This window comes from Goodfellowiella coeruleoviolacea (genome assembly GCF_024171785.1).
Classification (GTDB): domain Bacteria; phylum Actinomycetota; class Actinomycetes; order Mycobacteriales; family Pseudonocardiaceae; genus Goodfellowiella; species Goodfellowiella coeruleoviolacea.
Map to the genome: position 1 here is coordinate 66,986 of NZ_JAMTCK010000019.1, position 25,767 is coordinate 92,752.

The 25,767-nt window shown below is 73.9% G+C and carries 23 protein-coding genes; 8 read left to right on the forward strand and 15 right to left on the reverse strand.

Features of this window, described 5'->3' with window-relative positions; all coding sequences use genetic code 11:
* Window positions 1-123 precede the first annotated feature (123 nt).
* From LX83_RS32630 to mraZ, 4 genes are all read right to left on the reverse strand, one after another.
* Entirely contained in the window at window positions 124-2,019 is a 1,896-nt protein-coding gene (locus LX83_RS32630; protein ID WP_253778450.1) for a peptidoglycan D,D-transpeptidase FtsI family protein, read from the reverse strand.
* A complete protein-coding gene (locus LX83_RS32635) occupies window positions 2,019-2,756 on the reverse strand; it encodes a hypothetical protein (protein ID WP_253778453.1) in 738 nt (245 codons plus the stop codon). The genes LX83_RS32630 and LX83_RS32635 overlap by 1 nt, the downstream gene beginning before the upstream one ends.
* Window positions 2,753-3,709 (reverse strand): 16S rRNA (cytosine(1402)-N(4))-methyltransferase RsmH, encoded by a 957-nt coding sequence (gene rsmH, locus LX83_RS32640; RefSeq protein ID WP_253778454.1) that lies wholly within the window; start codon window positions 3,707-3,709, stop codon window positions 2,753-2,755. The genes LX83_RS32635 and rsmH overlap by 4 nt, the downstream gene beginning before the upstream one ends.
* Window positions 3,710-4,166: 457 nt before the next feature.
* The gene (mraZ, locus tag LX83_RS32645; protein ID WP_253778456.1) at window positions 4,167-4,598 is read right to left on the reverse strand and encodes a division/cell wall cluster transcriptional repressor MraZ; all 432 of its coding nucleotides are present in this window, start codon (window positions 4,596-4,598) and stop codon (window positions 4,167-4,169) included.
* A 784-nt stretch (window positions 4,599-5,382) separates the two neighbouring features.
* Here mraZ and LX83_RS32650 point away from each other — a divergent pair.
* The 3 genes from LX83_RS32650 to LX83_RS32660 are packed head-to-tail and all read left to right on the forward strand — an operon-like array spanning window position 5,383 to window position 10,356.
* Complete coding sequence (locus tag LX83_RS32650; RefSeq protein ID WP_407649722.1) at window positions 5,383-6,423, forward strand: AAA family ATPase; 1,041 nt, start codon at window positions 5,383-5,385, stop codon at window positions 6,421-6,423.
* Complete coding sequence (locus tag LX83_RS32655) at window positions 6,424-7,668, forward strand: DUF58 domain-containing protein (protein ID WP_253778458.1); 1,245 nt, start codon at window positions 6,424-6,426, stop codon at window positions 7,666-7,668.
* A 3-nt stretch (window positions 7,669-7,671) separates the two neighbouring features.
* The gene (locus LX83_RS32660) at window positions 7,672-10,356 is read left to right on the forward strand and encodes a transglutaminase TgpA family protein (protein ID WP_253778460.1); all 2,685 of its coding nucleotides are present in this window, start codon (window positions 7,672-7,674) and stop codon (window positions 10,354-10,356) included.
* 263 nt (window positions 10,357-10,619) lie between these two features.
* Here LX83_RS32660 and LX83_RS32665 read toward each other — a convergent pair whose 3' ends face one another.
* The 4 genes from LX83_RS32665 to LX83_RS32680 form a co-directional block, all read right to left on the reverse strand.
* On the reverse strand, window positions 10,620-11,015 hold the full coding sequence (locus LX83_RS32665) for a DUF3040 domain-containing protein (protein WP_253778462.1): 396 nt from the start codon (window positions 11,013-11,015) through the stop codon (window positions 10,620-10,622).
* Window positions 11,016-11,803: 788 nt separating this feature from the next.
* Complete coding sequence (locus LX83_RS32670) at window positions 11,804-13,153, reverse strand: DNA polymerase IV (protein ID WP_253778464.1); 1,350 nt, start codon at window positions 13,151-13,153, stop codon at window positions 11,804-11,806.
* Window positions 13,154-13,381: 228 nt separating this feature from the next.
* The gene (locus tag LX83_RS32675) at window positions 13,382-14,209 is read right to left on the reverse strand and encodes a PIG-L family deacetylase (RefSeq protein WP_253778466.1); all 828 of its coding nucleotides are present in this window, start codon (window positions 14,207-14,209) and stop codon (window positions 13,382-13,384) included.
* 505 nt (window positions 14,210-14,714) lie between these two features.
* Entirely contained in the window at window positions 14,715-15,443 is a 729-nt protein-coding gene (locus LX83_RS32680) for a class I SAM-dependent methyltransferase (RefSeq protein ID WP_253778469.1), read from the reverse strand.
* 33 nt (window positions 15,444-15,476) lie between these two features.
* Between LX83_RS32680 and LX83_RS32685 the strand changes: the two genes are divergently transcribed.
* Genes LX83_RS32685 through LX83_RS32695 form a run of 3 tightly spaced genes read left to right on the forward strand, consistent with a single transcriptional unit; the run spans window position 15,477 to window position 17,812 of the window.
* Window positions 15,477-16,310: a ParA family protein gene (locus tag LX83_RS32685; protein ID WP_253778472.1), complete on the forward strand. Its 834-nt coding sequence runs from the start codon at window positions 15,477-15,479 to the stop codon at window positions 16,308-16,310.
* A gap of 50 nt (window positions 16,311-16,360) precedes the next feature.
* Complete coding sequence (locus LX83_RS32690) at window positions 16,361-17,005, forward strand: LysE family translocator (protein ID WP_253778474.1); 645 nt, start codon at window positions 16,361-16,363, stop codon at window positions 17,003-17,005.
* Window positions 17,006-17,014: 9 nt separating this feature from the next.
* Entirely contained in the window at window positions 17,015-17,812 is a 798-nt protein-coding gene (locus tag LX83_RS32695) for a DNA-formamidopyrimidine glycosylase family protein (protein WP_253778476.1), read from the forward strand.
* A gap of 17 nt (window positions 17,813-17,829) precedes the next feature.
* Here LX83_RS32695 and LX83_RS32700 read toward each other — a convergent pair whose 3' ends face one another.
* On the reverse strand, window positions 17,830-18,324 hold the full coding sequence (locus tag LX83_RS32700; protein ID WP_253778480.1) for a YybH family protein: 495 nt from the start codon (window positions 18,322-18,324) through the stop codon (window positions 17,830-17,832).
* Between the two features lie 151 nt (window positions 18,325-18,475).
* Between LX83_RS32700 and LX83_RS32705 the strand changes: the two genes are divergently transcribed.
* On the forward strand, window positions 18,476-18,835 hold the full coding sequence (locus tag LX83_RS32705) for an ArsR/SmtB family transcription factor (protein ID WP_407649717.1): 360 nt from the start codon (window positions 18,476-18,478) through the stop codon (window positions 18,833-18,835).
* 146 nt (window positions 18,836-18,981) lie between these two features.
* Window positions 18,982-20,058 carry a quinone-dependent dihydroorotate dehydrogenase gene (locus tag LX83_RS32710; protein ID WP_253778484.1) on the forward strand — a complete coding sequence of 359 codons (1,077 nt, stop codon included), beginning with the start codon at window positions 18,982-18,984 and terminating at the stop codon, window positions 20,056-20,058.
* A 71-nt stretch (window positions 20,059-20,129) separates the two neighbouring features.
* On the opposite strand, the gene LX83_RS32715 is transcribed toward LX83_RS32710, so the two are convergent.
* The 6 genes from LX83_RS32715 to pgsA form a co-directional block, all read right to left on the reverse strand.
* Window positions 20,130-21,401, reverse strand: coding sequence for a uracil-xanthine permease family protein (locus tag LX83_RS32715; protein ID WP_253778487.1), 1,272 nt, complete (start codon window positions 21,399-21,401; stop codon window positions 20,130-20,132).
* 224 nt (window positions 21,402-21,625) lie between these two features.
* Complete coding sequence (gene pspM, locus LX83_RS32720) at window positions 21,626-22,528, reverse strand: phage shock envelope stress response protein PspM (RefSeq protein WP_253778490.1); 903 nt, start codon at window positions 22,526-22,528, stop codon at window positions 21,626-21,628.
* Between the two features lie 13 nt (window positions 22,529-22,541).
* Entirely contained in the window at window positions 22,542-23,384 is an 843-nt protein-coding gene (locus tag LX83_RS32725; RefSeq protein WP_253778492.1) for a PspA/IM30 family protein, read from the reverse strand.
* A gap of 518 nt (window positions 23,385-23,902) precedes the next feature.
* Window positions 23,903-24,394, reverse strand: coding sequence for a helix-turn-helix domain-containing protein (locus LX83_RS32730; protein WP_253778495.1), 492 nt, complete (start codon window positions 24,392-24,394; stop codon window positions 23,903-23,905).
* Between the two features lie 212 nt (window positions 24,395-24,606).
* Window positions 24,607-25,107 (reverse strand): CinA family protein, encoded by a 501-nt coding sequence (locus LX83_RS32735; RefSeq protein ID WP_407649723.1) that lies wholly within the window; start codon window positions 25,105-25,107, stop codon window positions 24,607-24,609.
* Between the two features lie 62 nt (window positions 25,108-25,169).
* Entirely contained in the window at window positions 25,170-25,757 is a 588-nt protein-coding gene (pgsA, locus tag LX83_RS32740; RefSeq protein WP_253778782.1) for a CDP-diacylglycerol--glycerol-3-phosphate 3-phosphatidyltransferase, read from the reverse strand.
* Window positions 25,758-25,767 lie beyond the last annotated feature (10 nt).

Sequence of the window (25,767 nt, forward strand, 5' to 3'; positions counted from 1 at the left end):
CTGACCCGATCAACCAGGGGGCGCGGCGAAGCTCACCCCGCACCCCGTCTTCTCACCCGAATGGGCCTGCGCGAACTGTCAACTCGCGGGGTTTGCAAAGCCAACTCGCGGGATGGGGTGGGGTCACGGGGTGAGGATCTGGACGGGGCTCTGTTCCTTGGACAGCGGGATCTGGTAGCGCTGGGCCAGGTAGGAGGCGATGTCGTGGAACAGGGGGGCGGCTGTGCTGCTGTACGGGGCGTTGTGCGGGGCGTCCAGCATGATGCCCACCACGAACCTGGGGTTGTCGGCGGGGAGGATGCCGGCGAAGGTGATGTTGTTGTTGGTCTCGCTGTAGCAGTTGCAGGTGGGATCCACCTGCTGGCCGGTGCCGGTCTTGCCGGAGATCTGGTAGCCGGGCAGGGCGGCGTCGGGGCCGCTGCCGGTCTGCCCCGGCGAGCGCTGCGCGACCGCGCGCATCATGTCGCGCACGGTGGTGGCGGTCTCCGGGCTGACCACGCGCACGCCCTCGGGCCGGGGCTCCTCGTGGCGGACGCCGTCCGGTCCGATCGTGGCCCTGACGATCCGGGGCGGGACGCGCACGCCGTCGTTGGCGATCGCCTGGTACATGCCGGCCATCTGCAGCAGGGTCATGCTCATGCCCTGGCCGATGGGCAGGTTGCCGAAGGTGCTGCCGGACCACTGGTCGCGCGGGGGCACCACGCCGGCGCTCTCCCCGGGCAGGCCGACCTCGGTGCGCTTGCCCAGGCCGAACTTGCCGACCATGTCCATGAACCTGTCCGCGCCGACCTGCTGGGCGACCATCAGCGTGCCCACGTTGGAGGACTTGCCCAGCACACCGGTGAAGGTCATGTCCACGGTGCCGTGGGTCCAGGCGTCCTTGACGACCCGGTCGGCGATCGGGAACTGGCCGGGCACCTGGAGCACGGTGTCCGGCCTGACCACGCCGTACTCGATGCCCGCCGCCGCGGTGATGACCTTGGCGACCGAGCCGGGCTCGAACGGCGTGGTCACCGCGATGTTGTTGCGCTGCTCCGGGCTGGCGCCGCCGAAGTCGGCCGGGTTGAACGTCTTGTCCGTGGCCAGCGCGTAGACCTCACCGGTCCTGGCGTCGAGCACCACGGCGCTGCCGTTGCGCGCCCCGCTCTTGGCCACGTAGTCGCTGATCATCCGCTGGACCTGGAACTGCAGGTAGGTGTCGATGGTCAGTTCCAGGTCGGACCCGGGCACCGCCTCGACCAGGTCGCGTTCGCTGCCCGGGATCACCCAGTCGTCGTTGCCCAGCGCGGTGTCCACCCGCCGCTCGCCGTTCTGGCCGGCCAGCAGGTCGTCCTTGAAGTGCTCAAGGCCCAGCAGGCCGTGGATGCCCTCCGGGTCCACGTCGGTGCGCCAGTTGGCCGCGCCGATGATGTTGGCCGCCAGCTCCCCGTTCGGGTACACCCGCTCGGCCCGGTAGGCCGCGCCGATCTGCGGGAACTCCTTCCTGATCTGCCGCGCCTTGTTCGGGTCGACGTTCTTCTTCAACGACACGTAGCTGACCTCGCTGCGCAGCTTGTCCAGCATCTCCTGCTCGGGCGCCTGGTCGCCGAGCACCTGGTGGATGTAGCTGGCGATGCGCTGGGTGCGCTGCTCGAACGTGTCGAACTTCGGGTTGTCCTTGGTCGCGGCGGCCTGTTCCTTGCGCATGGTGTTGGGCGAGGCGTACAGCTCGCGGGTCTCCACGCTGAACGCCAGCTGGCCGCCGTTGCGGTCCACGATGGACCCGCGCTCGGCCGGGAACTTCTGCAGGGTGGCCTTCTGCTGCATGGCCCGCTGGGAGTACGCCTCGGCCTGGAACACCTGCACGTTGATCAGCTTGATGCCGGCCGCCACGAGCGCGGCCACCAGCAGGAAGCGACTGACCACGATGCGCACCCGGTGGTTGCCGAACCGGGCCCGGGGCTTGCGGGCCGGACCGCGCACCGACAGCGGGCGACGCGAGGCACTGCGCTGCGGCCTTCCGCTGTCGATCCTCGGCATCAGCCGCCCCCTGACTGCTGCTGCTGTTGCTGCTGTTGCTGGTCGGCCGGTGGGGCCGAGGGCTGGGGCGCGGTCGCCGGGGTCGGTGTGCCGTACTCGGTGACCGAGCCGTCCGGGGCGACCTGCAGCCGGGCCGGGTCGGGCGGGGGCACCAGGCCCAGCCGCTCGGCCAGCTTGGCCAGTTCGGTCGGCGACTCCATCCGGCCGACCTCGCTGCGCAGGCGCTCGACCTGTTCGGACAGTTCGCTGTTGTGCTCCCGGGTCTCCTGCAGGCGCAGCGAGTCGGCCACCGACTGGGTGGACAGCCACAGGGTGGCGACCAGGCCCACCACCAGCAGGCCCATCACCACGACCACGAACCGGGCCTTGGACACCACGCCGGTCCGCTGCCGCGCCGCACCGCCCGTGCGGGCGGCCCGCTGGTCGCGCCGGGCGTAGGCCCGGTTGGCCGCCGAGGACCGGCCGGTCGAGGTGGACCGGCCGCGGTCGGCGGTGGTGCGCACCGGCCGCTCGCCCGAGGACCGGGTCCGGGTGCGGGTCGCCGTGCCGGTGCGGGCCGGGGTGCTGGTCCGCGCCGGGGTGTGGGCGGCGCCCCGGCCGCCCCCGGTTCGGCCGGCACTCGTGCCGGCGCTCCTGCCGCCGGTCCCGGTCCGCCGCGTCCCGGTCCCCTTGCGGGTGGACGTCGACGAGGTCTGGTTGGGCAGGTACGGGCCGTTCCACCGCGCCGGTGCGCTCATCCCGCCTCCCGAATCCGCTCGGCTGCCCGCAGCCGCACGGACGCGGCTCTGGGGTTGGCTTCGATCTCCTGCTCGGTCGCCTGTTCGGCACCCCTGGTCAACAGGGTGATCTGGGGTCCGTGGCCGGGCAGTTCGACCGGCAGCCCCTCGGGCGTGCGCGAGGTGGCCAGTTCGGCCAGGGCGCGCTTGACCATGCGGTCCTCCAGCGAGTGGTAGGACTCCACGACCAGCCGGCCGCCCACGGACAGCGCGGCCAGCGCGGCCGGCAGGGCCCGGCGCAGCACCTCCAGCTCGCCGTTGACCTCGATGCGCAGCGCCTGGAAGGTGCGCTTGGCCGGGTGGCCGCCGGTGCGCCTGGCGGCCGCGGGCACGGTGTCGTAGATCAGGCGGACCAGGCGCTCGCTGGTGGTGAAGGGCTCGCGTTCCCGCTCCCGCACCACGGCCGAGGCGATGCGGCCGGCGAACCGCTCCTCGCCGTACTCGCGCAGGATCCGGGTGAGTTCACCCACCGAGTAGGTGTTGAGCACGTCGGCCGCGGTGCTGCCGGTGCCCAGGGACATGCGCATGTCCAGCGGCGCGTCCCTGGCGTAGGAGAAGCCGCGCTCGGTGGCGTCCAGCTGCAGCGAGGACACCCCGAGGTCGAACAGCACACCGTCCACCGAGGACAGCCCGAGCCGGTCGAGCACGGCGGGCAGCTCGTCGTAGACCGCGGGCACCAGCGTGGCCCGGTCGCCGAACGGCGCCAGCCGCCGGCCGGACAGCTCCAGCGCCTGGGGATCGCGGTCCAGGCCGACCAGCCGCAGGTGGGGGTGGGCGGTCAGCAGCGCCTCGGCGTGGCCACCGAGGCCGAGGGTGGCGTCAACGACAACCGCGGGGCGGCCGGTCAGCGCGGGCGCGAACAGTTCGAGCACGCGGTCCAGCAGCACGGGCACATGCGCCGCGCGCTCCGCCATCAGACCGACCCCCTTCCACCTCGTTCGCCCCCTCCGCTGTGCCCGAAACCACCACGTCGGAAAGACACTGTAAGACTCGGAAAGACTCTGTAAGACTCTGCAAGACCCGGAAAGACTCTGCACGACAAACTCTGCACGACGACTCCGCGACACGGCCCCACGACCACGATTCCGCGACCACGATTCCGCTCACCGCGCCACCGCCCGCACGACACGGGTGCGGCCAGCGCGGCCACCGCCACCGGCGGCCGGCCAGGCCGGGGAAGAACGTCGGCCCCGGATTCTCCCGGGCCGGATGTCGTCAGGTCCCCGCCCGCCCGTCAGACCTGGCGCCGGGGAAGGTGCGCCAGGGCCGAAAGCCGAGCGGACCGAGGCCAAACGGCACCCGGGTGGTCCGTCGATCTTCCGCGATCGGATCGCGCGCCGACCCGGTCAACCGGTGACCGGCCCGCGCTGGTCAGAACAAGCCGGGCAGCACCTCCTCACGGGCCTGGGCGTAGCTGTCCTCGTGCTCGTCGAGGTAGCGCTGCCAGGAGGCGGCGTCCCAGATCTCCAGCCGGGTGCTCGCGCCGATGACCACGCAGTCCTTGGTCAGCCCGGCGTAGCGGCGCAGCTCCGGCGCGATCGAGATCCGACCCTGGCCGTCCGGGTGCTGTTCGTCGGTGCCGGCGAACAGGTAGCGCTGGTAGGCGCGCACCGCCTCGTTGGTGAACGGGGCCTCGGCCACCTTGTGCGCCATCTTCTCGAACTCGGCCCTGGGGAACACGTACAGGCAGTGGTCCTGGCCCTTGGTGACCATCAGACCCCCCGCGAGCGCGTCCCGGAACTTGGCCGGCAGCGTGAGCCGACCCTTGTCGTCCAGCTTCGGGGTGTAGGTGCCGAGGAACACCGGCACTACCTCCCCACCCGACCCGCACCCGCCAACCGTGGTGCCGGAACGGCAGCAGGGCCCCCGTCTGCCCCACCCGGCGCCACCCTACCCCACTTTCCCCCACGCCGCACGGTGATCCGCCGGCCACCGAACGCTGAACCGCGTTGTTTCCGCAGGTAGATCGAGCGGGAGCAGGAGTGGGGCGGGGTGGGTGGGGCGGGCGGGACCGCCGCCGGCCGGCACGCGGCGCGGGCGTGCCGGGCGGGTGCGGACCGGTCAAAAAGTGGATTCCGCTTCTTCCGGGGCGCGAAGTGGGGAATCCTGGGCGCGGTGACGGCCGCGGTCGGGCTGGCCTGCCGGCCCGGTGGTCCCGGGCCGGATCCCACGGGCGTAGGTTGCTTCGCCCGGGTTTGACACACTGCGTGGAAAGCTCTTCATCGTCCGGTGACCGGCCGAGGCGGGTCCGTGCCCGGTGCGACGCACGCTCAGCGGCTGCCGTGCCATCGAGGGGGTCAGGACCGAAGAGCGCCATGGAGCAGCACCAGGAGGTCGAGTGACGCAGAGTTCCCAACCAGCCGCGCTACCCGACCACAACTACGGCCACAGCAACGGACAGCACGGACAGCACGGCTACGGGCAGCCCGGTTACGCCGCGCCCGGCTACGGCGCGGTCCAGCCGCCGGTGACCACCGGCCCGGCCGACGCCAGCCACCCGGGGTTCGCCCCGGTCGCGCCGCAGGCCCAGGCCCCGGCCCAGCCCGCGGCGGCCGGCTACCCGGCGCAGCCAGGCACCTCCGGGCCGATCCCGGCGGTGGCGCCGGCCCCGGCGGGGGTGGGCGCGATCCAGGACGCGGTGCTCGCCGAACTGCACAGCACCGCCCAGCGCATCGCCGCCAACGTGGAGCGGGTGCTGGTGGGCAAGCCGGACGTGGTGCGCATCGCGCTGGTCACCCTGCTGGCCGAGGGGCACCTGCTGGTCGAGGACGTGCCGGGCGTGGGCAAGACCTCCCTGGCCAAGGCGCTGGCCAGGTCCATCGACTGCACGGTCAGCCGCATCCAGTTCACCCCGGACCTGCTGCCCAGCGACATCACCGGCGTGTCCATCTACAACCGGCAGAACTCCGACTTCGAGTTCCGCCCCGGCCCGGTGTTCGCCAACATCGTGGTGGGCGACGAGATCAACCGCGCCTCCCCCAAGACCCAGTCGGCGCTGCTGGAGTGCATGGAGGAGCACCAGGTCACGGTGGACGGCACCACCTACCCGCTCGGTTCGCCGTTCATGGTGATCGCCACCCAGAACCCGGTGGAGATGGAGGGCACCTACGCGCTGCCCGAGGCGCAGCGCGACCGGTTCACCGCCCGGGTGTCCATCGGCTACCCCGACCCGCTGGCCGAACTGGCCATGGTGGACGAGCACGCCGGCCACGACCCGCTGGCCGAGTTGACCCCGGTCTCCGACGCCGACCGGGTGCGCGCGCTGATCGAGGCGGTGCGCCAGGTGCACCTGTCCCCGGAGGTGCGGCGCTACGCCGTGGACCTGGTGTCGGCCACCCGACGGCTGCCCGAGCTGCGGCTGGGTGCCTCACCGCGGTCCACGCTGCAGCTGGTCAGCGCGGCGCGGGCGCACGCCGCCCTGGCCGGCCGGGACTTCGTGGTGCCCGACGACCTGCAGGCGGTGGCCGTGCCGGTGCTGGCGCACCGCCTGGTGCTCACGCCCGAGTCGCAGGCCGCCCGCCGGTCCCCGGTCGACCTGGTGCGCGGCCTGCTGCAGCGGGTGCCGGTGCCGCACGGCGCGCTGGACCCCAGCGCCCAGTGGCTGCACGACACTCGAAACGGCAGGTAGATGCGCGCCGCCCTGTCCGGACTGACCACGCGCGGGCGGTGCCTGCTGGCCGCCGGCTTCGCGGCCGGGCTGTGCTCGGTCGTGCTCAACGAACGGGACCTGCTGCGGGTGGCGATCTTCGTCATCGCGCTGCCGGTGCTGGCCGCGGTGCTGGCCGCCCGGGCCCGGGTCGGCCTGCGCGCCGAGCGGCAACTGGTGCCCAGCCGGGTGGCGGTGGGCAGCGCCACCGAGGTGCGGCTGGTGGTGCGCAGTTCCGGCGCGCTGCCCTCGGGCGGGCTGCTGCTGGAGGACGGGGTGCCCTACGCGCTGGGCAACCGGCCGCGGTTCGTGGTGGAGCGGCTGCCCCGGCACGGCGCCACCCCGCTGAGCTATCCGCTGCGGCCGGTGCTGCGGGGCGTCCAGCAGGTCGGGCCGCTGCTGGCCAGGGTGACCGACCCGTTCGGACTGGCCGAGTTCGAGCGGGAGTTGGCCGGGCACAGCCGGCTGGTGGTGGTGCCCAGGGTCCACGCGTTGACCGGGCTGGCCATCGGCGCTGGCACGGGCGGCGGCACCGAGGGCGCGGTCCGGCGTCGCGCCGGGCAGGGCGAGGACGACTCGGTGGTGCGGCCCTACCGGCACGGCGACGACCTGCGCAAGGTGCACTGGCGGTCCACGGCGCGCCGCGACGAGCTGATGGTGCGGGTCGAGGAGCAGCCGTGGCGGGGCGGCACCACCGTGCTGATCGACCACCGGCTGGTCGCGCACCGCGGCAGCGGCCCCACGGCCAGCCTGGAGTGGGCGGTGTCGTTCGCCGCGAGCGTGTGCGTGCACCTGCACCGGCTGGGCGAGCAGGTCCGGCTGGTGGACGAGGACGGTCAGGAGCTGGCCGCCGGCCAGGCCGGTGCGGACAGCGGAGCGGTCCTGGACGCGCTCGCCGCGGTGCAGCCGTCACACCGGCGGGACCTGCTGTGGCACACCGATCCGGCGGCCGGGCAGGAACTGGTGGCGGTGCTGGGCGCCGCCGCGCCGGCGACCGTGAGCGAGCTGGCCCGCAGCCGGCCCCGGGGCGCCCGGAGCCTGGCGGTGCTGCTGGACGTGGCCGCGTGGGCCAACGCCAACGAGGAGTCGGCGCCGGACCCGGCGGGCGCGGCGCGGCTGCTGCGCGGCGCCGGCTGGCAGGTCGCGGTCGCCCGGCCGACGCTGTCCATGGACCAGGTCTGGCGGGAGCTGGGCCAGGGCGTGAGCACGCCGACGGAGGTGGGCTGAGGCGTGACCGGTGCACACACCATCCCGCCGGGCGGCGGGTACCCGGGTGGCCCCCGCGCCAACGGCCCGCGTCCGGCTGGCCCGCGTGCGGGCGGCCCCGGGGCGGGCGGCAACCAGCCCGGCCCCTCCGGTGCTCATCCGCCGGGCGCACCCGGCGCCGGCCGGCCCCACCCCGGGCACCATCCCGGACCGGCGCACCCGGGGCAGGCCCAGCAGGGCCAGCTTCGGCAGGGTCAGATTCGGCAGGGCCGTTCCCCGCAGGGCCGGCCCGGGCCGGGTGGGCCGCCGGCCGGCCCTCGGCTCGACCCGGCGGCCACGACCACGCCGCTGGTGGCCGGGCTGGCCGTGCTGTGCTCGTCCACCGCGCTGTCCGGGGTGGTCGGCGGCGCGGTGTGGCTGGCCTACGTCGCCCTGGCGGTGACCGTGGTGGTGAGCGCGGGCCTGGGACTGCGCGCGCTGCGGCTGCCCACGCCGCTGGTGGCGGTCGGCCAGTTACTCGCGCTGCTGTGCCTGGCCGTGGCGGTGTTCAGCAACAACGGGATCCTGCTGTTCGGGCCGGGCCCCGAGGCCCTGGACGACCTGCTGTCCCTGCTCAGCCAGTCGTTGGAGGAGGTCCGCACCGGCGTGCCGCCGGTGCCGGCCAGCATGGCGCTGCGCTGCCTGATCGTGGTGACCCTCGGCGTGGTCGCGATCCTGGTGGACACCCTGGCGGTGGCCGGTGCCGCCCCGGCCGCCTGCGGCCTGGTGCTGCTGTGCGTGTTCGCGGTCCCGGCCTCGCTGGCCGACGAGATGCTGCCGTGGTGGACGTTCGTGTGCGGCGCCTCGGCGTTCGCCCTGCTGCTGGGCATGGACGGACAGCACCGGCACCGGGTGTGGCGCGGCCGCTGGGACCGGGTGTCCTCGGCCGGCTCGGGTCGCTCCGCCACGCTCGTGGCCGGCCTGGCCCTGCTCGTCGCCCTGGTCCTGGGCTCAAGCCTCACCCTGGTCGGCACGGTCGGCCGGCTGCCGGGCGGACCGGCCGGCACGGCCGAGGACGGCCTGGGCATCAAGCCGTTCACCAGCCTGCGCGGCATGCTCGACCAGGGCCAGACCCAGGAGCTGTTCCGCGTCCGCGGCCTGACCGAACAGCGCTACCTGCGCGCGCTCACGCTGCGCGAGTACGTGCCCGGCGAGGGGTGGCAGGCCAGCGACACCGTGCCCGAAGGCGTGCCCGCGGTGGGTGGCCTGCCCGTCGGCCCCGGTGAGCCCAGGGACGGCCAGATCACCACCGTCGAGATCGAGCCGGTCGGCTGGAACGACTTCTGGCTGCCGCTCTACGGCCAGCCCCGCGCGTTGGAGGGCGTGGACGAGGGCTGGCGCTACGACGCGGGCAGCGGCGTGCTGTACAGCCAGCAGGAGAAGCGGCCGCCGACCTACGTCGAGCACGCCGTGCTCGCCCAGCCCAGCGCGGCCGAGCTGCGCACCGCCGACACCCGGGGCGACATCGACCCGGGGTACTACCAGCTCACCGGGCTGGACCCGCGGGTGGCGCAGCTGGCCAAGGACATCACCAAGGACCAGGCCACCCAGTTCGACCGGGTCGCCGCGCTGACCCGCTACTTCACCGACCCGGCCAACGGCTTCACCTACAGCACCCAGACCAGCGAGGCGCAGAGCCAGGACGCCCTGTACGACTTCCTGTTCAACGGCAAGACCGGGTACTGCCAGCAGTACGCCTCGGCGCTGGGGGTGCTGGTGCGCTCGCTGGGCATCCCGGCGCGGGTGGCGATCGGCTTCACCCCCGGCTACGCCTCCGGTGACTACCGGACCATCACCACCGACGACGCGCACGCGTGGGTGGAGGTGTTCTTCGCCGGCTACGGCTGGACCAGCTTCGACCCGACACCGCTGTTGGACGGCCGGGGCGTGACCCCGCCGTACCTGACCACGAGCGCGTCCCCGAGCAGCGCCACCTCCGCGCCCAGCGTGTCGACCAGCTCGCGCACCAGCACCGCCCCGCAGGACCAGGTCAGCACGGCGAACCCGACCACGGTGGCCCCGCAGGCGCAGGGCCAGCAGCAGGGCGGGACCGGTGGCTCGCTGCTGGGCTGGGCACTGGGCGTGGCCCTGGTGCTCGCCGTGGCCGCCACCGTCGCCGAGATCCTGTTCCGCCGCCGGGGCCGCGCGCCGGCCGGGCCGGTGTGGGTGTGGCTCGGTCCGGTCCTGCTGCCGGTCGCGGTGCTGTGCTGGGACCTGGTCGTGGTGCTCGCCCTGGCCCTGGTGTCCTGGTGGGTGGCGGTGCCGGTGGGTGTGCTCGGCGTGGTCGCGCTGCCCGCGCTGCTGCGCCTGCGGCAGCGGCGCACGCGGCTGGCGTCGGTGTCCGCGCTGGGCACCGACGCGGCCACCGCCGCGTGGCAGGAACTGCTGGCCGAGTCCCGGGACCGGGGTGTGGTGATCGCCCCGACCGAGACCGTCCGGACCGCCGCCCGCCGGCTGGTGCGGGAACACCGGCTGGACGAGTCGGGTCAGCACGCCCTGCGCGGCATTGTCGAGGCGGTGGAGCGGTCCTGGTACGGCGGCCGGCCGCAGCCGAACGCGGCCCTGCCCCAGGCCGTGGCCGAGGTGCGGGCCAGCATGGCGCGCAGTGCCCCGCTGGGCGTGCGGGACCGGATCCTGCCCCGCTCGGTGCTGCCCGGGCCGCGCTCCTGACCCGCCGGCACGACCGACCACATCGGACTGATCGCGACCCGGACCGGCCACGACCCGGGCCAGTCGACCCGGGCTGCCCCGGTCTAACTGGCCCGGTCTAACTGGCCCGGTCTGGCTGGACTGGTCTGGCTGGACCGACCAATCCGGACTGGTCGCCCCCAGCACAGACACCGGACCGGGACCACATGGCGCGTGGTCCCGGTCCGGTGTCGAGTTCGTCCTGAGGTTCGCGTGGGGGCGCGACCCCCGGGCAGGGTTGTGGGCTAGTCGTCCTCGAAGCGGCGGCGGAAGCGCTCCTCCATCCGCTGCGCGAACGAACTCCGGCCGCGACTTGTCCGTCCCGCCTCCTGGCCACCCGCTGACGGTTCGCCGTCCGGCTCCTTCTTGCGCATGCTTGCCAAGGTGAGCAGGGAGCCAACGAACATCAACAGGAAGCCAGCGACGCTCACCACCGGAATGCCGGCGGGTGCTGGCAACATCACGCCAAGTACAAGCAGCGCGATCCCAACCACGAACAGCGCGATGCCCTGGACACGACGACGTCGGGATGGCCGGCGAGCCCGGGCACCCTTGAAGGTCGACGCGAATTTCGGATCCTCGGCATAGAGCGCGCGCTCGATTTCATCGAGCAGTCGCTGCTCGTGCTCGGAGAGTGGCATGGCTCCTCCTCCGGCACAGCGGTCGCGGGCGCCGGGTGATCACGGTTGCCGCCGGACCCGGCGGGCGCCCCACTTTGGGAGCGTCGTGTCCAGGATACGATCCGCGCGTCGACTCGACTACCCAGTCGGCATGCTGGAATGCCCGGGGACAGCACGATCATCCTCTCGGGGCAGCGCACCAGCCGCCCGTACCGCCGCTCGGCCGAATTTGTCAGTGGGGTGTTCTGGTTGTCGGGCTGGTTCCGGCCCCAGACTCCTGGCTGGTTTCTCGGGCGGAACCACGTTCGGAAGGGATGGCGCGAACCGTGTGGTGCGGCGCCCCCTTCGCAACATCGACCATGACGGTAGCGCCCGGCCGAGCCGCTTCATTGAGTAGCAACGACACGCCGGGGTTGTCCAGTTCCGGCCGACAGGTGTGCGGTGGCTTACCGGCTGCCGACCACGCCGGGCAGCGATCCGGCGCCGACCGTGGTTTGGCCTGGTCAGCAGGGTCGGCCAGGGTGACGTGGCACCGCGGCCACAGCTGGTCGGCCGGCTGGGGCGGGCACGCGGCGGGGTTCAGGTTCGCCCGGTCGAGCGCCGCGGCGACCGGCCCGGCCACCCCCGGTTCCCCACCGCCTGCGCAGCACACGTGGCCCACCTCCCGTGGCGCGACTCCGCGCGGTCCTTCCTGGTCGATGCCCTCAGGCTGGCACCACCGACCGGGGTACGCAGGTCGAGTGACCGGCCCACGCGGACCAGCGCGGCGCACGCCACCCACAGGGGTGAGGGCGGGCACGGCCGGGCGGTCAGCGCCGCCGGCCTCCGGGCGGCCGCCCCGGGCCGCCGGTGCCGGTCGTGGCCGGCGGCCCGCCGGCGGCCGGGAGGTCGTCGCCGGCGGACGGGCCGCGCCTGGCCGCCGGGTCGTGGGCGGCCAACAGGGACGCCGGCCGGACCGCGGCGCTGCCGAACCTGGTCCTGGCCTGGTCGGCGGCGCGTTCCGCGTCCCGCCAGCCGTGTTCCGGCTCGTCCAGCAGGAGTTGCTCACCCGCGTCGTCGTGGTCGACCAGCTGCTCGACGCGCACCCCGATCAGCCGCACCGCCCCGGCCGGCACGTGCTCGTCCAGCAGCTGGCAGGCGACGCGGTGCACCTCGGTGGTCACGTCCGTGGCCACCAGCAGGGTGTGGGCGCGGGTGATGGTGCGGAAGTCCGCGTACCTGACCTTGATCGACACGGTGCGCCCGCGCAGCCGGCGGGACCGCAGCGTGGCCGTGGTCCGCTCGGCCAGCCGCAACAGCTCCCGGCGCAGCAGCTCGCGGTCGTGCTGGTCGATCTCGAAGGTCTCCTCCGCGCCGATCGACTTCTCCCTGACCTCGGGCCGCACCGCCCTGGCGTCCCGCCCGTTGGCCAGCGCGTGCAGCTGGTCGGCGACGGCGACACCCAGCGCGCGGCGCAGCCGGGGCAGTGGCGCGGCGGCCACGTCGGCGACCGTGTCCAGGCCGATCCTGGCCAGTTGCTCGGCGGTGCGCCGGCCAACACCCCACAGCGCGGTCGCCGGCAGCGGGTGCAGGAAGTCGAGCGCCTCGCTGCGCGGCACCACCAGCATGCCGTCCGGCTTGGCCATGCCCGAGGCGAGTTTGGCCAGGAACTTGGTGGGCGCCACCCCGACCGAGCAGGTGACCCGGTGCGCGGCGAACACCTGCTCGCGGATCTGCTGGCCGATCTGGGCCGGGGTGCGCCGCAGCCGCCGCAGCGCCCCGCCCACGTCCAGGAACGCCTCGTCCAGGCTCAGCGGTTCGACCAGCGGCGTGATGTCCCGGAAGATCGCCATCACGCCCTGGGAGACCTCCCGGTAGCTGGAGAACCGGGGCGGGATGAACAGCCCGCCGGGGCACAGCAGCCTGGCCCTGGCCGTGGGCATGGCCGAGCGCACCCCGTAGCGGCGGGCCGGGTAGTTGGCGGAGAGCACCACGCCGCGGTTGCCACCGGCCACGATCACCGGCCGATCGCGCAGCTCGGGGCGGTCCCGCAGTTCCACGGACGCGTAGAAGGCGTCCATGTCCACGTGCAGCACCACGCACCCGGTGTCGTCCGGCCAGTTGCCATCCTTGACCAGGTACCGGTCCACGCCACGCGGTAGGTCCCCGCTCCGGCCCATCCGACCCCGCCTCGCCCGAACCCCGTCCTGCTCGAACCCGGTCCTGCCCCAAACCGGTCCTGCTCGAACCCCGTCCTGCTCGACCTGGTCTTCCCCGAAACTCGGCCTTGCTCGAAACGTGGCCTTGCCCGCAACTTGACCTTGCTCGAACGCGCGTTCGATCACGCGGAGCCTACCAGTCCGCGGTCCTCACCCGACCAGCCACGCCGCGTCCCGCCGCCGGCTCGGTCAGGCCGGCACGGTGTGCAGCGCCCCGGCCCGCTCCAGCAGGGACACGTCCGCCTCTTCCAGGCGGCCGTAGCGCTTGTCACCCCACCACGCCCACTCGGCGTCGTTGGGCGGCGTGCCGGTGGAGTGGTACAGCGACCAGCCGTAGGCGTAGAAGGCGAACCTCTTGGCCAGCAGGTCCATGCCGTCGAGGTTGGGCGCGCGGTTCTGCGTGTCGTAGGACACCCACCAGGCGCGGTTGTAGTCCGGCACGACGATGTCGGTCAGCGCGTCCGCGGTGGCGTAGTGGTCGGGGTGGTCTCCGGGATCGGCGTCGCGGTCCCAGTCGGAGGCGTTCACCCAGGGGTGCGGGTTGGCCGCGTCCGCGCCCTCCTGGTCGAGGATCGCGCGCAGGGTGTCCACCAGGTCGGTCCACCCCGAGTACACGGCGGTGCCGTCCACCGCGCTCAGGCCGCTGATCTTCTTGTCCCGCAGTTTGCCCAGGGTGTTGTGGCCGGTGGCGGGGAACCCGCTGTCGTCGAGGTTGCCGTCGGGCAGCCGCAGGAAGTAGCACACCCACTCGTCGGTGCCGTAGCGCCGCACGGCCTTGCCGTTGACCGACACCATGCCCGCGGTGACCGGCTTCGGCGACATCGCCGCCATGCACGCCTCCACCAGGCCCTTCTCCCGGGCCTGCCACCACCCGTCGGTGCGGCCGGCGTCCCCGGCGGTGGTGACGACCTGCACCACGCGCACTCCGGCGGTGTGCAGATCCCAGTAGCGGACATCACCCTGGAACAGCAGTGCGTCGTCCTGGTGCCCACCCACGTAGAACACGACATCAGTCACGGGAGATCCCCTCCCCCAGCCGGTGGCTCGTCCGCCCCCTGTCGTCAGGTTGGCACCGCCGCGCCCACCGCCGTCCGAGCGCAGGCACGCCCGTCCAGCGACAATCACCCCGCCGGGTGACCACATCCGCGCCGCCCGACGCGCTCCGACCACCGGTCGACCACCGCCGCCACGCGCTGTCCACTGTCCACACTGGACGAAAGGCGCCCGGCTCCCCCGCTGTCGCCGCCCGCCGCGCGACGGCCGGCGCCCCCGCGGCACGGCCCGACCGACTCCGACCACCCCACCGGCAAACCCCGGGCCCCGCCGAACCCGAGCACCCGCCGGATTCCGTGAGCCCCCGGACCCAAGCCCCCACCCATCCCAGGGGGGCGACCCCAGGTCCAGCCTATCCACCCCCACCCGCGCCAGGAAGGCTTCGGGGGCCGCCTGTGGACAGCACGCCGGCCTGTGGACAACCGCGTCCACGATCGGGTGAATCAGCGGCCCGCGTGCTCGGGATGTGCTACGGGCGGCGCGCCAGCACGTGCAGCCGGGCGGCGATGTCGCGCAGCGGGGGCTGGCGCGCGGCGGCCAGCTCCAGTTCGGCCAGGGCCTCGGTGGCGCCCGGGGTGGCCTCCAGCACGGAGCCGGGCACCAGGTCGGCCAGCACGCCGTGGCCCTGCACCAGTTCCACGGTCAGCCCCGCCCGACCGACCAGATCGGACAGTCCCGCCACGTCGAAGCGGCGCAGCAGCGCCTCACCGGTGTCAGCCCCGACACCGGCCGCGTCCGCCAGCAGCCGGCGCGCGTCCGCCAGCCGGCCGGCCACCGCGCGCTGCAACACGGCCGCGTACCTGTTGGCGACCAGGATGGACAGCGCGCCGCCGGGCGCGAGCGCGGCGGCCAGCGCCGACACCGCGGCTGCCGCGTCGTCCACCACCTCCAGCACGCCGTGGCCCAGCACCAGGTCGGCGCCGCCACGCGGGGCGAGTTCGGCCAGGGCGTCGGTGTCGCCCTGCACGGCGGTGACCCGGTCGCCCACGCCCGCCTCGGCCACCCGGCGCTGCAGGGTGGCCAACGCGTTCGGACTCGGTTCGATCACAAGAACGGAGCAGCCGGCCACGGCCAGCGGCACCGCCCACCCGCCACTTCCCCCGCCCACGTCGAGAACCTGCGGGGATGTGCCGCCACGGCGCTCGCGCGCGGCGGTCAGCTCGGCGTCGAGCACCTGATGTACGGCGTCCGGTCGCATGGACACAAAGCCTAGAGACCGTAGGCTGCACCCGTGCATACGGTCGCTGTGCTGAGCCTCAAGGGTGGCGTGGGAAAGACGACGGTCGTGCTCGGTCTGGCCTCAGCCGCGCTGCGTCGAGGTATTCGAACCCTGGTCGTCGATCTTGACCCGCAGTGCAACGCCACGGCAACCCTGGAACCCGGGGAGACCGAGGCCAGCGTCTACGAGGTGATCGAGGACCCCAAGAAGAGCACCCTGCGGGCCGCCATCGCGCGGAGTTCCTGGGGCGAGGGGCTGGACGTCCTCCCTGGCTCGGAAGCCGCCGAGTCGCTCAACCACCCCGACCCCGGGGAGAAGCGGCTGGTCAAGCTGCGGCGCGCGCTGAGCTGGCTCACCGAGGACAGCGCGGACGGCGAGCCGCCCTACCAGCTGGTGCTGTTGGACTGCCCGCCCTCGCTGGGCCAGCTCACCCGGTCGGCGCTGGTGGCGGCGGACCGCGCGCTGCTGGTGACCGAACCGACCATGTTCGCGGTCGCCGGGGTGCAGCGGGCCTTCGAGGCCGTGCAGAACGAGCGGGAGCAGCACAACGCGGACCTGCAGCCACTGGGCGTGGTGGTCAACCGGGTCCGGCCGCGCTCGCACGAGCACCAGTTCCGGGTGGACGAACTGCGGGACATCTTCGGGCCGCTGGTCATGCCGGTGGCGCTGCCCGACCGGCTGGCCGTGCAGCAGGCCCAGGGCGCCTGCCTGCCGATCCACCAGTGGGGCACGCCGGGCGCGCGCGAGGTGGCGTTGGCGTTCAACCTGCTGCTGGCCCGGGTGCTGCGGGTGAGCCGCAGCCGCCGGCCGCGCAGCCGGGCCGGTGAGGAGGCCGCCGTTGACTGAGCACCGGCCGGCGGGTAGCGCACCCGGCGCGATCCGGTGAGGACGGTCCGATGAGCGGCGCCGCCTTGCTCGGCTACGCCCTGGCCGCGTTCCTGCTGACCGTCAAGCCCGGCCTGGACACCATGCTGGTCCTGCGCAACGTGGTGACGTCCGGGCCCCGGGTGGGTATGGCCAGTGGGGTGGGCATCACCCTGGGCTGCGTGGTGTGGGGCGCGGCCAGCGTCGCCGGGTTGACCGCGCTGCTGGCCGCCTCCCGGCTGGCCTACGACGTGGTGCGCTTCGCCGGCGCCGGCTACCTGCTCTGGCTGGGCGGGTCGGCGCTGTGGCGCAGCTGGCGGGACCGGGGCGGGCCGGCGCCCGACAGCGGTCCGGTCGCCGGGCCGGCGCCGGTCACCCCGCTGGTGGCGCTGCGCACCGGGCTGGTGACCAACCTGCTGAACCCGGCGGTCGGCGTGTTCTACCTCAGCCTGCTGCCCCAGTTCCTGCCCGCCGACGGCGGCGGGGCGGCCGGCTGGTCGGCGCTGCTGGTGGCCATCCACGTCGGCCTGGGGCTGGTGTGGCAGCTGGTGCTGGTGTGGGCGGCGGGCCGGGCCACGGCCGTGCTGCGCCGTCCCCGGGTGAAGCGCTGGCTGGATCGGATCACGGCCACCGCGTTGATCGGATTCGGGGTGCGGGTGGCCGTCGAGGGCCGCTAGGCAGGCGCGATGCCCGAGGGTGACACGGTGTTCCGCACCGCCCGGCTGCTGGAGCGGGCACTGGCCGGTGGGCTGCTGGTGCACGCCGAACTGCGGCATCCCCGGCTGGTCGGGGTCGACCTGGCCGGGCACACCGTGCTGGGCGTGCGTTCGGTCGGCAAGCACCTGTTCGTCCGGTTCTCCGCTGGCCTGAGCCTGCACAACCACCTGCGCCTGGACGGCGGCTGGCAGGTGTACCGGCCGGGCCAGCGCTGGCGGCGGCCGAGCCACCAGGCCCGGGTGGTGCTGCGCACGGCCGAGCGGGAGGCGGTCGGGTTCCTGCTGCACGACCTGGCGGTGCTGGCCACCGCCGACGAGCCGGAGCTGGTCGGTCACCTCGGGCCCGACCTGCTCGACCCGGAGTGGTCACCGGGCCACGCGGCCGAGGCGGTGCGCCGGTTCACCGCGGTGCCCGACCGCGAGGTGGGGCTGGTCCTGCTGGACCAGACCGTGCTGGCCGGGGTGGGCAACCTGTACAAGACCGAGGTGTGCTTCCTGCTCGGGGTGTCGCCGTGGACCCCGGTGTCCGAAGTGGACGCGGCCAGGGCGGTGGCGCTGTCCCGCACGCTGCTGCTGCGCAACGCCTGGCGGCCGGAGCAGTCCACCACCGGCGAGGTGGCCAGGGGGCTGCGGCACTGGGTGTACGACCGGGCTGGCCGGCCGTGCCGGCGCTGCGGCACCCCGGTGCGGGCCGGTGTGCAGGACAGCGGCACCCGGCAGCGCACGACCTGGTTCTGTCCCCGCTGCCAGCCAGGGCCGCGGCCCTGATGAGGCGGCGCGGCGGGTCAGCCGCGCACGGCGCGCTGGTAGTCGGCCAGCGCGGCCGCGTCGTCGATGCTGCCGTGGTGGTGGAACTGGAGCCAGCGCCCCACCGCCGGGTCGTGCCGGAAGTAGCGCGTTGTGCGGATGGACAGCGGGACGACCTGGCCGTCCGGCCGGGTGTACGTGCCGGTCTCCCGGCCGGCGAACACGGCGTGGCCGCCGTCGACGTACTCGACGATGTCCCCGAAGGTCACCTCGACCCGGGCGGGGCCGTGGAAGATCCGCCGGTAGAGGTCGGCGATGGCGGGACCGCCGCGCAGGATCCCGCCCAGCGGGTTGTTCAGCTGGGCGAGGGGGTGATCGCTCCAGACGCGGCGGAACACGTCCAGGTCACGCTGGTTGAACGCGTGGTAGAAGGTTTCGAGGGCGGCCCAGGCCCCGTCGACGCCCTGGTCGACGGCCTCGTCGAGCCGGTTGCGGGCGGCCGGCCCGAAGCTGTGCGCACTCGTGTTGATCATCGTGTCCCACTCACTCGATCGCGGAGCCGGCGCGGGCCCGGTCCCCGTAGACTGTTTGATGGAGGTCGACCACATGAGTGTAAGACAAGAATCGAACACTGCGCCACCGGCTGATCGGACCCTGTCAGCCAGGGCCCGCAACCTCACCCACGTGCACCCGGCGGACGTGCCGTTGCAGGACGCCCTGGACGCGCTGGCCGATCCGGTGCGCCGCACCATCGTGCGGGAACTGGCCGCCACCCCGGACTGGACGCGCGCCTGCGGCACGTTCGACCTGCCGGTCACCAAGGCCACCCGCAGCCACCACTTCGCGGTGTTGCGCGGCGCCGGCCTGATCGAGCAGCGCGACGAGGGGCCGCGCCGGCTCAACCGGCTGCGCCGGGCCGAGTTCGACGCGCGCTTCCCCGGCCTGCTCGCCCTGGTCCTGGCCGAGCCGGCCGGCACGGCGCCGGCGGAGCCCGCCAGCGACCCTGGCGACGGCGCCTCGGCGGACAGCGGCAACGGCGACTAAGAGCCAGATCACTCGGGCCGGTCGCGTACCGTGACCCCGGCGGTCACCACCGCCGGTGTGGCCGGCGGCCCGGCACGGGCGCGGGCGGACCGGCCGGGCGCGGGCGGGTGGTGCGGGTACTTCGGGGCAGGGAGAGGCGAACACGCGTGGTCTACAAGCAACTGGTCCGTCCAGCACTGTTCCGGCTGCACGGCGGCGACGCCGAGCGGGTGCACGAGACGACGGTGGGCGCGCTGGCCATGCTGGGCTCGATCCGGTCCCTGGTCGAGTTGGGCCGGCGGGTGCTGCCGGTGCGCTCGACCGCGCTGGAGCGCACCGTGTTCGGCATCCGCTTCCCCAACCCGGTGGGGCTGGCGGCCGGCATGGACAAGGACGGCCGGGCGCTGCCCGCCTGGTCGGCGCTGGGTTTCGGGTTCGTCGAGGTCGGCACGGTCACCCGGCACGCCCAGCCGGGCAATCCCCGGCCCCGGCTGTTCCGGCTGCCCAGCAGCGAGGCCGTGATCAACCGGATGGGGTTCAACAACGCCGGCGCCCAGGCCCTGGCCGACCGGCTGGCCCGGCTCGGCCCGCTGCCCGCGCCGCTGGGCATCAGCCTGGGCAAGTCCCGGGTCACCCCGGTGGCCGAGGCGGTGGAGGACTACCGCTCCGCGCTGCGCACGCTCTACCCGTACGGCGACTACTTCGCGGTGAACGTCAGCTCGCCGAACACCCCCGGGCTGCGTGGTCTGCAGGACCGCGGCGCCCTCACCGAGCTGCTGGCCGAACTCTCCGCCACCGCAGCCACCCTGGCCCGGCCGCAGGGGGCCAGGGCCAAGCCGCTGCTGGTGAAGATCGCCCCGGACCTGAGCGAGCCGGCCATCGCCGAGGTGGTCGAGGTGTGCCTGGAGCACGGCGTGAGCGGGCTGATCGCCACGAACACCACGCTCAGCCGGGACGGCGTGGCCGCCAGGGACCGGGCCGCCGCCCAGGAGCAGGGCGGGCTGAGCGGGCGACCGCTGACCGAGCGGGCCCGGCAGGTGGTGGCGTTCGTGCACGGCGAGACCGGCGGCCGACTGCCGATCATCGGTGTGGGCGGCATCATGACCCCGGACGACGCCAGCCGCATGTTCGACGCCGGGGCCAGCCTGGTCCAGCTCTACACCGGCTTCATCTACCAGGGCCCCGGGCTGGTGCGGCGGATCAACCGGGCACTGGCCGCGGGCGCGGTGGCGCGCAGCCGGTAGCCGGCGCGCCCCGGACCACGGCGACCACGGGTGCCACACCCGCGCCGCGCCCGGCGCTGGCGGGCTCCGCGTCAGCCGGTGGGTTCCTGGGCCCGGCGCAGGCCGCGCAGCCAGTGCAGCAGCGGGTACAGGGTCACCATCAGCACGCAGCCCCAGGCGATGCCGCTGAACCGCACGCCGCCCACGGTCAGCGTGAGGTCGCCGACGCCGGCGACCAGGGCGACGGCCACGGCCGCGAGGTTGACCGGGTCGCGCACGTCCACCCGGTTCTCCGTCCAGATCCGCACGCCGATCAGCGCGGCCAGCCCGTACAGCACCAGGGTGGCGCCGCCGGTGACGCCGATCGGCACCGTGTTGATCAGCGCTCCGAACTTCGGCGAGAACGAGAGCAGCACCGCGCCCAGCGCGGCCACCGCGCACGCGGCCGTGGAGTGCACCCTGGTCACCACCAGCACGCCGATGTTCTCGGTGTAGGTGGTGGTGCCCGAGCCGCCGCCGACGCCGGCCAGTGAGGTGGCCAGGCCGTTGGCGATCAGCGCGTCGCCCACGCTGCCGTCCAGGTTGCGACCGACCACCGAGCCCACCGCCTTGACGTGCCCGGTGGTCTCGGCGACCAGGACGATCACCACGGGCAGCACCAGCACGGCCACGGACGGCCGCAGCTCCGGTGCCTGCAACCGAGGCAGGCCCAGCCAGGCCGCCTCGGCCAGCTCGCTGGCCCTGGTCGCGCTGATCGCGCCGACGGCGGCGCCCACCAGCCAGCCGACGAGCACGCCGAACAGCACCGACAGCCGGGCCACCAGCCCCCGGCCCAGGGCCATGGTGAGCACGCTGACCAGCATGGTGATCCCGCCGAGCAGCGGCTGGCGCTGGAAGGTCTGGGTGGCCTCGTGGGAGAGGTTCAGGCCGATCAGGATGACCACACCGCCGGTCACCACGGGCGGCATCAGCGACTCCAGCAGCCGCACCCCGAGCGCCTTGACCGCGATGCCCACCGCGACCAGCAGCAGGCCGGCGGTGAGCACCCCGCCGAGCTGCGCGGGCACGCCGTCCTCCTGGGCAGCCACCAGCGGGCCGACGAACGCGAACGATGAGCCCAGGTAGCTGGGCACCCGGTTGCGGGTGAGCAGCAGGAACAGCAGGGTGCCCAGGCCGGAGAACAGCAGCGTGGTGGTGGCCGGGAACCCGGTCAGCACCGGCACCAGCACGGTGGCCGCGAACATGGCGAGCAGGTGCTGCAGGCCGAACCCGATGGTCAGCGGCCAGCTGAGCCGCTCGTCGGGCGCCACCGACTCCTCGTCCCCGATGCGCCGCCCATCGCCGTGCACGGTCCACAGCGCCACGAAAATGCCTCCCCCGGCGACCCCACTTGCAGTGCCAGGGATACTGCCACGGGTCGTAGTGGATCGGGCTAGCCAACAGCCCGACAATCACACTCCGGGTGGACGTGTTCGTCCGGTCCACCCCGGTCCGGGCGGACCGGTGGCTACCTCCGGTCAGCACCACCCGGCCGGCCGGGTCAACCGGGTGAGCGGCGGCGGGTGTGGCGGCCGGGTGCGGCCCTCGGTCAGCCGGCCAGCCCGGTTGACAGCTCCCGCAGCGCGCTGGCCAGTCCGGCGAGGTGGTCGGTGGCCTCGGTGAGTGCCTGCTTGGAGCCGGTGACGCTGGTGGCGCTGGCGGCCACCGCCTGGCCCGCCGCGGCGATCAGCGCGCCGTAGCCGTCCAGTCCCTCGTCCAACTGCGCGCGCAGCCCCTGGACGCCCTCCACCAGCGGGCCGCGGTGCAGCGGCGGGGCGCTGTCCCTGGCCCGCTCCACGGCCTGCAACTGGGCCGCCACCGCGCGCAGGGCCGCGGCCGCCTCGGCTCCGGTGGCCCTGGCCTGCGCCACCGAGTCGGCGGGCACGGCCGAGGGTCGGCCGGCCGGCGCCAACTGGGTGAGCAGTTCGGCCAGCACGGCCTCGGACTCGGCCAGCCGTTCCATGGGCTGCCTGGCCGCCGAGTGCGTGGGGGGCAGCGGCGGCGGGGTCACCGCGGGCTCGGGCAGCGGCGTGCGGTGCAGCCGGATCGCCCGGACGCCGGACCGCAGCGCGGCCAGCCCGGACACCACGGCCACCCCGATCAGCACCGGCACGCTGGCACCCGGGTGGGCCACCGCCGCCTCCAGCACGCCCGCGCCCGTACCGGACACCACGGTGACGCCGCCCAGGGTGGAGGCGGCGCGGACGGAGCGGCGGCGGCGCCGCAGCAGCTTCGCCCTGGGGTCGCGCCACGAGTCGATCCGGCGCCGCACCTCCTCGGCCATCCCGTCGGGCAGACCGAGCCAGGTGCTGCCGCCCACGGCGTGCCGCACGTGCCTGTCAACCTCGCGCATGTGCCTGTTGACCTGGCGCATCTGCCGGCCCACCTGGCGCATGGCCTGCCGGCTCAGCTGCTCCCCGAGGTCCCGTAACTCATCGCGGCGCGACGCCATGGCGGTGCGCCGCTCAGCCCTGGTTGGCCTGGGGGTTCTGCTGGGCCTGCTGCACCCGCTGCTGGATCTCCTGCTGGATGCTGGCCGCCGCCGAGCCACCGCCCGAGCCGCTGGTCACCTCGCCCGCGACCGAGCCGCCGCGCAGCGAGGCGCGGATCTGGTCCAGCCGGGCGTTGCCGGCCATCTCGGTGGTGGACTGCTGGACCTCCAGCATCCGGCCCTGCACCGAGTTCTGCGCCAGCTCGGCGGAGCCGAGCGCGGTGCTGTACCGCTTCTCGATCTTGTCGCGGACCTCGTCCAGGGAGGGCACGTTGCTGGGCGCGGCCAGCTCGGTCATCTGCCGCAGCGAGTGCGAGACCTGCTCCTGCATCTTGGCCTGCTCCAGCTGGCTGAGCAGCTTGGTCCGCTCGGCCAGCTTCGACTGCAGCACCATGGCGTTGCGCTCCACCGCCTGCTTGGCCTGGGCCGCGGCCTGCAGCGCCTGGTCGTGCAGGGTCTTGAGGTCCTCGATGCCCTGCTCGGCGGTGACCAGCTGGGTGGCGAAGCCCTGCGCGGCGTCCTCGAACTGCTTGGCCTTGACCTCGTCGCCCTTGGCGCGCGCCTCGTCGGCGAGCACCAGCGCCTGGCGGGCCGACGCCTGCAGCTTCTCCACCTCGCCGAGCTGGCGGTTCAGCTTCATCTCCAGCTGGCGCTGGTTGCCGATCACCGCCGCGGCCTGCTGCGAGAGGGCCTGGTGCTGCCGCTGCGCCTCCTCGATGGCCTGCTGGATCTGCACCTTGGGGTCGGCGTGCTCGTCAATCTTGGACGAGAACGCCGCCATCAGGTACTTCCAAGCCTTCACGAAAGGGTTGGCCATCTCCTCCGCCTGCCTTCTCCGTACTCCCGGCCACGTGTGAGCGCTGTGACCAGGCAACGACCCGGTACCGGTGTTGGTTCCATCGTGTCAGGTGCGCCGCCCCGCTTCCACCGGCCCCGGTGGATATCCGGGAAGACCCTGACCTCCCCGGAGTGCCCCAGCGGGTGTCCCGGTGGCTGGCTGGCGGTGACGGCGTCCATCCTGCCGGCCAGCCGATCACCACGTCAGGGGACCCCCGGTCACAGTCGGCCATCAATCCGACGGCCCACCACCCGAACGGTCACTGTCGCGGCCACCAGCGGATGGGCCCGCCCGGGCCCGTCCGGCCCGAACCCGTCCCGCCCAAAACCCGTCCCGCCCAAAACCCGTCCCGCGCTGTCCCGGCCCGGTCAGCCCGGCCAGTCCGGATCAGCCCGGTGCGCGCGTCGGCCAGCGCCGCCATGGTCGCACGTTCCCGTGCCGCGCACGGGCGGATCAGCGTGATCCAGCGCGCGAGACGCGGGTCACGCCGGAGTGGTTCAGGCGGCGACGACCTCGCCGCGGGGCCGGTCGAGGCTGCTGCCGAGCTGGTGGCTGCTGCCCAACTGGTGGCTGAGCACCGGCTGGAGCCGGAAGTCGGCCAGCTCGTTGCCCAGCACCGCCGGCACCAGCCGGCCGCCCTCGATGGCGGTGGCGGCGTTCGCCGACATCTGCGCGGACACCTGCTCGCTCGCGGCGGGCTGCTCGATCTGCTCCAGCTGTTCCGGGCTGAGCGGGGCCTGGCTGGTCACCGGTTCCACCGCGGTGATGTCGGAGGCCACCCGGTGCAGCAGCTCGGACAGGGGCAGGTCGAGCGCGTCGCAGATGGCGGCCAGCAGCTCGCTGGAGGCCTCCTTGCGCCCGCGCTCCACTTCGGAGAGGTAACCAAGGCTGACCCGCGCGGCCCTGGACACCTCGCGCAGTGTGCGGCGCTGATTGGTGCGGGCATGGCGAAGCCGATCACCGATCGCCTCACGCAGCAACACGGTCATCGCGCGCCTCCTTCCGGCCGGGCCGTGCCACCACGTTACCCAGCGACCCCGACTACGGACAGCTACTCGGGTATTCGTCCGCCAAGGGCGAACGAACAAGTCTGGTTCGGTGTTCCCCTGCCGGGACGTTAGCGCGCCTGCTCAGGCCGGCCGACATGGGATCTCACCCGGGTTCCTGGTCGCGGCTCGGCCCTTGCGAGTGGTGAAGCAAGTCACCCCCACGTGGGTACCACACGGGTGGCCAGCAGGTCGAGCGCGGCGGCCACCGCCCCGGCCCGGATGACCCGTCGTTCACCCGGAAGCACCAAGGTCCGCTGGGTCGCCACGCCCGGGCCGGCCAGCGCCAGGTGCACCGTGCCCGGGGCCACGCCGTCCTGCGGGTCCGGGCCGGCCACCCCGGTCAGGCCGAGGCCCCAGTCGGCGCCGCAGCGCTGCCTGGCCCCGGCGGCGAGCTGGGCGGCGACCTCGGGGTGTACCGCGCCGTGCTCGGCGAGCAGGTCGGCGGCGACCCCGGCGAGCGCGTGCTTGAGGTCGGTCGCGTACACCACCAGGCCGCCGCGCAGCACCGCGCTGGCCCCGGGAATGGCGCTGAGCGCGGCCGTGACCAGGCCACCGGTCAGCGACTCGGCCGCGGCCACGGTCTGGCCCCGCTCGCGCAGCGCGCGGACGAGCGCGGCGACCCGGTCGGCGGCCAGGCCCAGGCCGGTCAGCAGCGGGTCGTCCGGGCCGCTCTGGTCGGGCACCGCGCTCGTGGCGCCGGGGTCGGGCACCGCGCTCACCGGGCCCCGGAGACCGCGCCGCGGGCGCTGGCGCGCAGCCGCACCGCCCTGATCACGTAGTCCACCCCGGTCACCAGGGTGAGCACCAGGGCCAGCGCCATGACCACCCAGCGCAGCACCGCGAGGGTGTCCGGCAGCGGCAGCAGGTACAGGCCGATCGCCACGACCTGGGTCAGCGTCTTGGCCTTGCCGCCCCGACTGGCCGCGATGACCCCGTGCCTGATCACCCAGAAGCGCAGCAGGGTGACGCCCAGTTCGCGCACGGCGATCACCACGGTCACCCACCAGGGCAGGTCACCGAGCAGGCTCAGCCCGACCAGCGCGGCCCCGATCAGCGCCTTGTCCGCGATCGGGTCGGCGATCTTGCCGAAGTTGGTGATCAGGCCGTGCTTGCGGGCCAGGTCGCCGTCGATGCGGTCGGTGATGGCGGCGGCGGCGAACACGCCGGCCGCGACCAGCCGCCAGCCGAGCTGGTGGCCGCCGGCGGTGAACAGGGCCAGCAGGAAGAACGGGACCAGCACCAGCCGGGTCAGGGTGAGCACGTTGGCCACGTTGACCACCGGCACCGGCCGGGGTGCCGCCACGGCGCCGCTG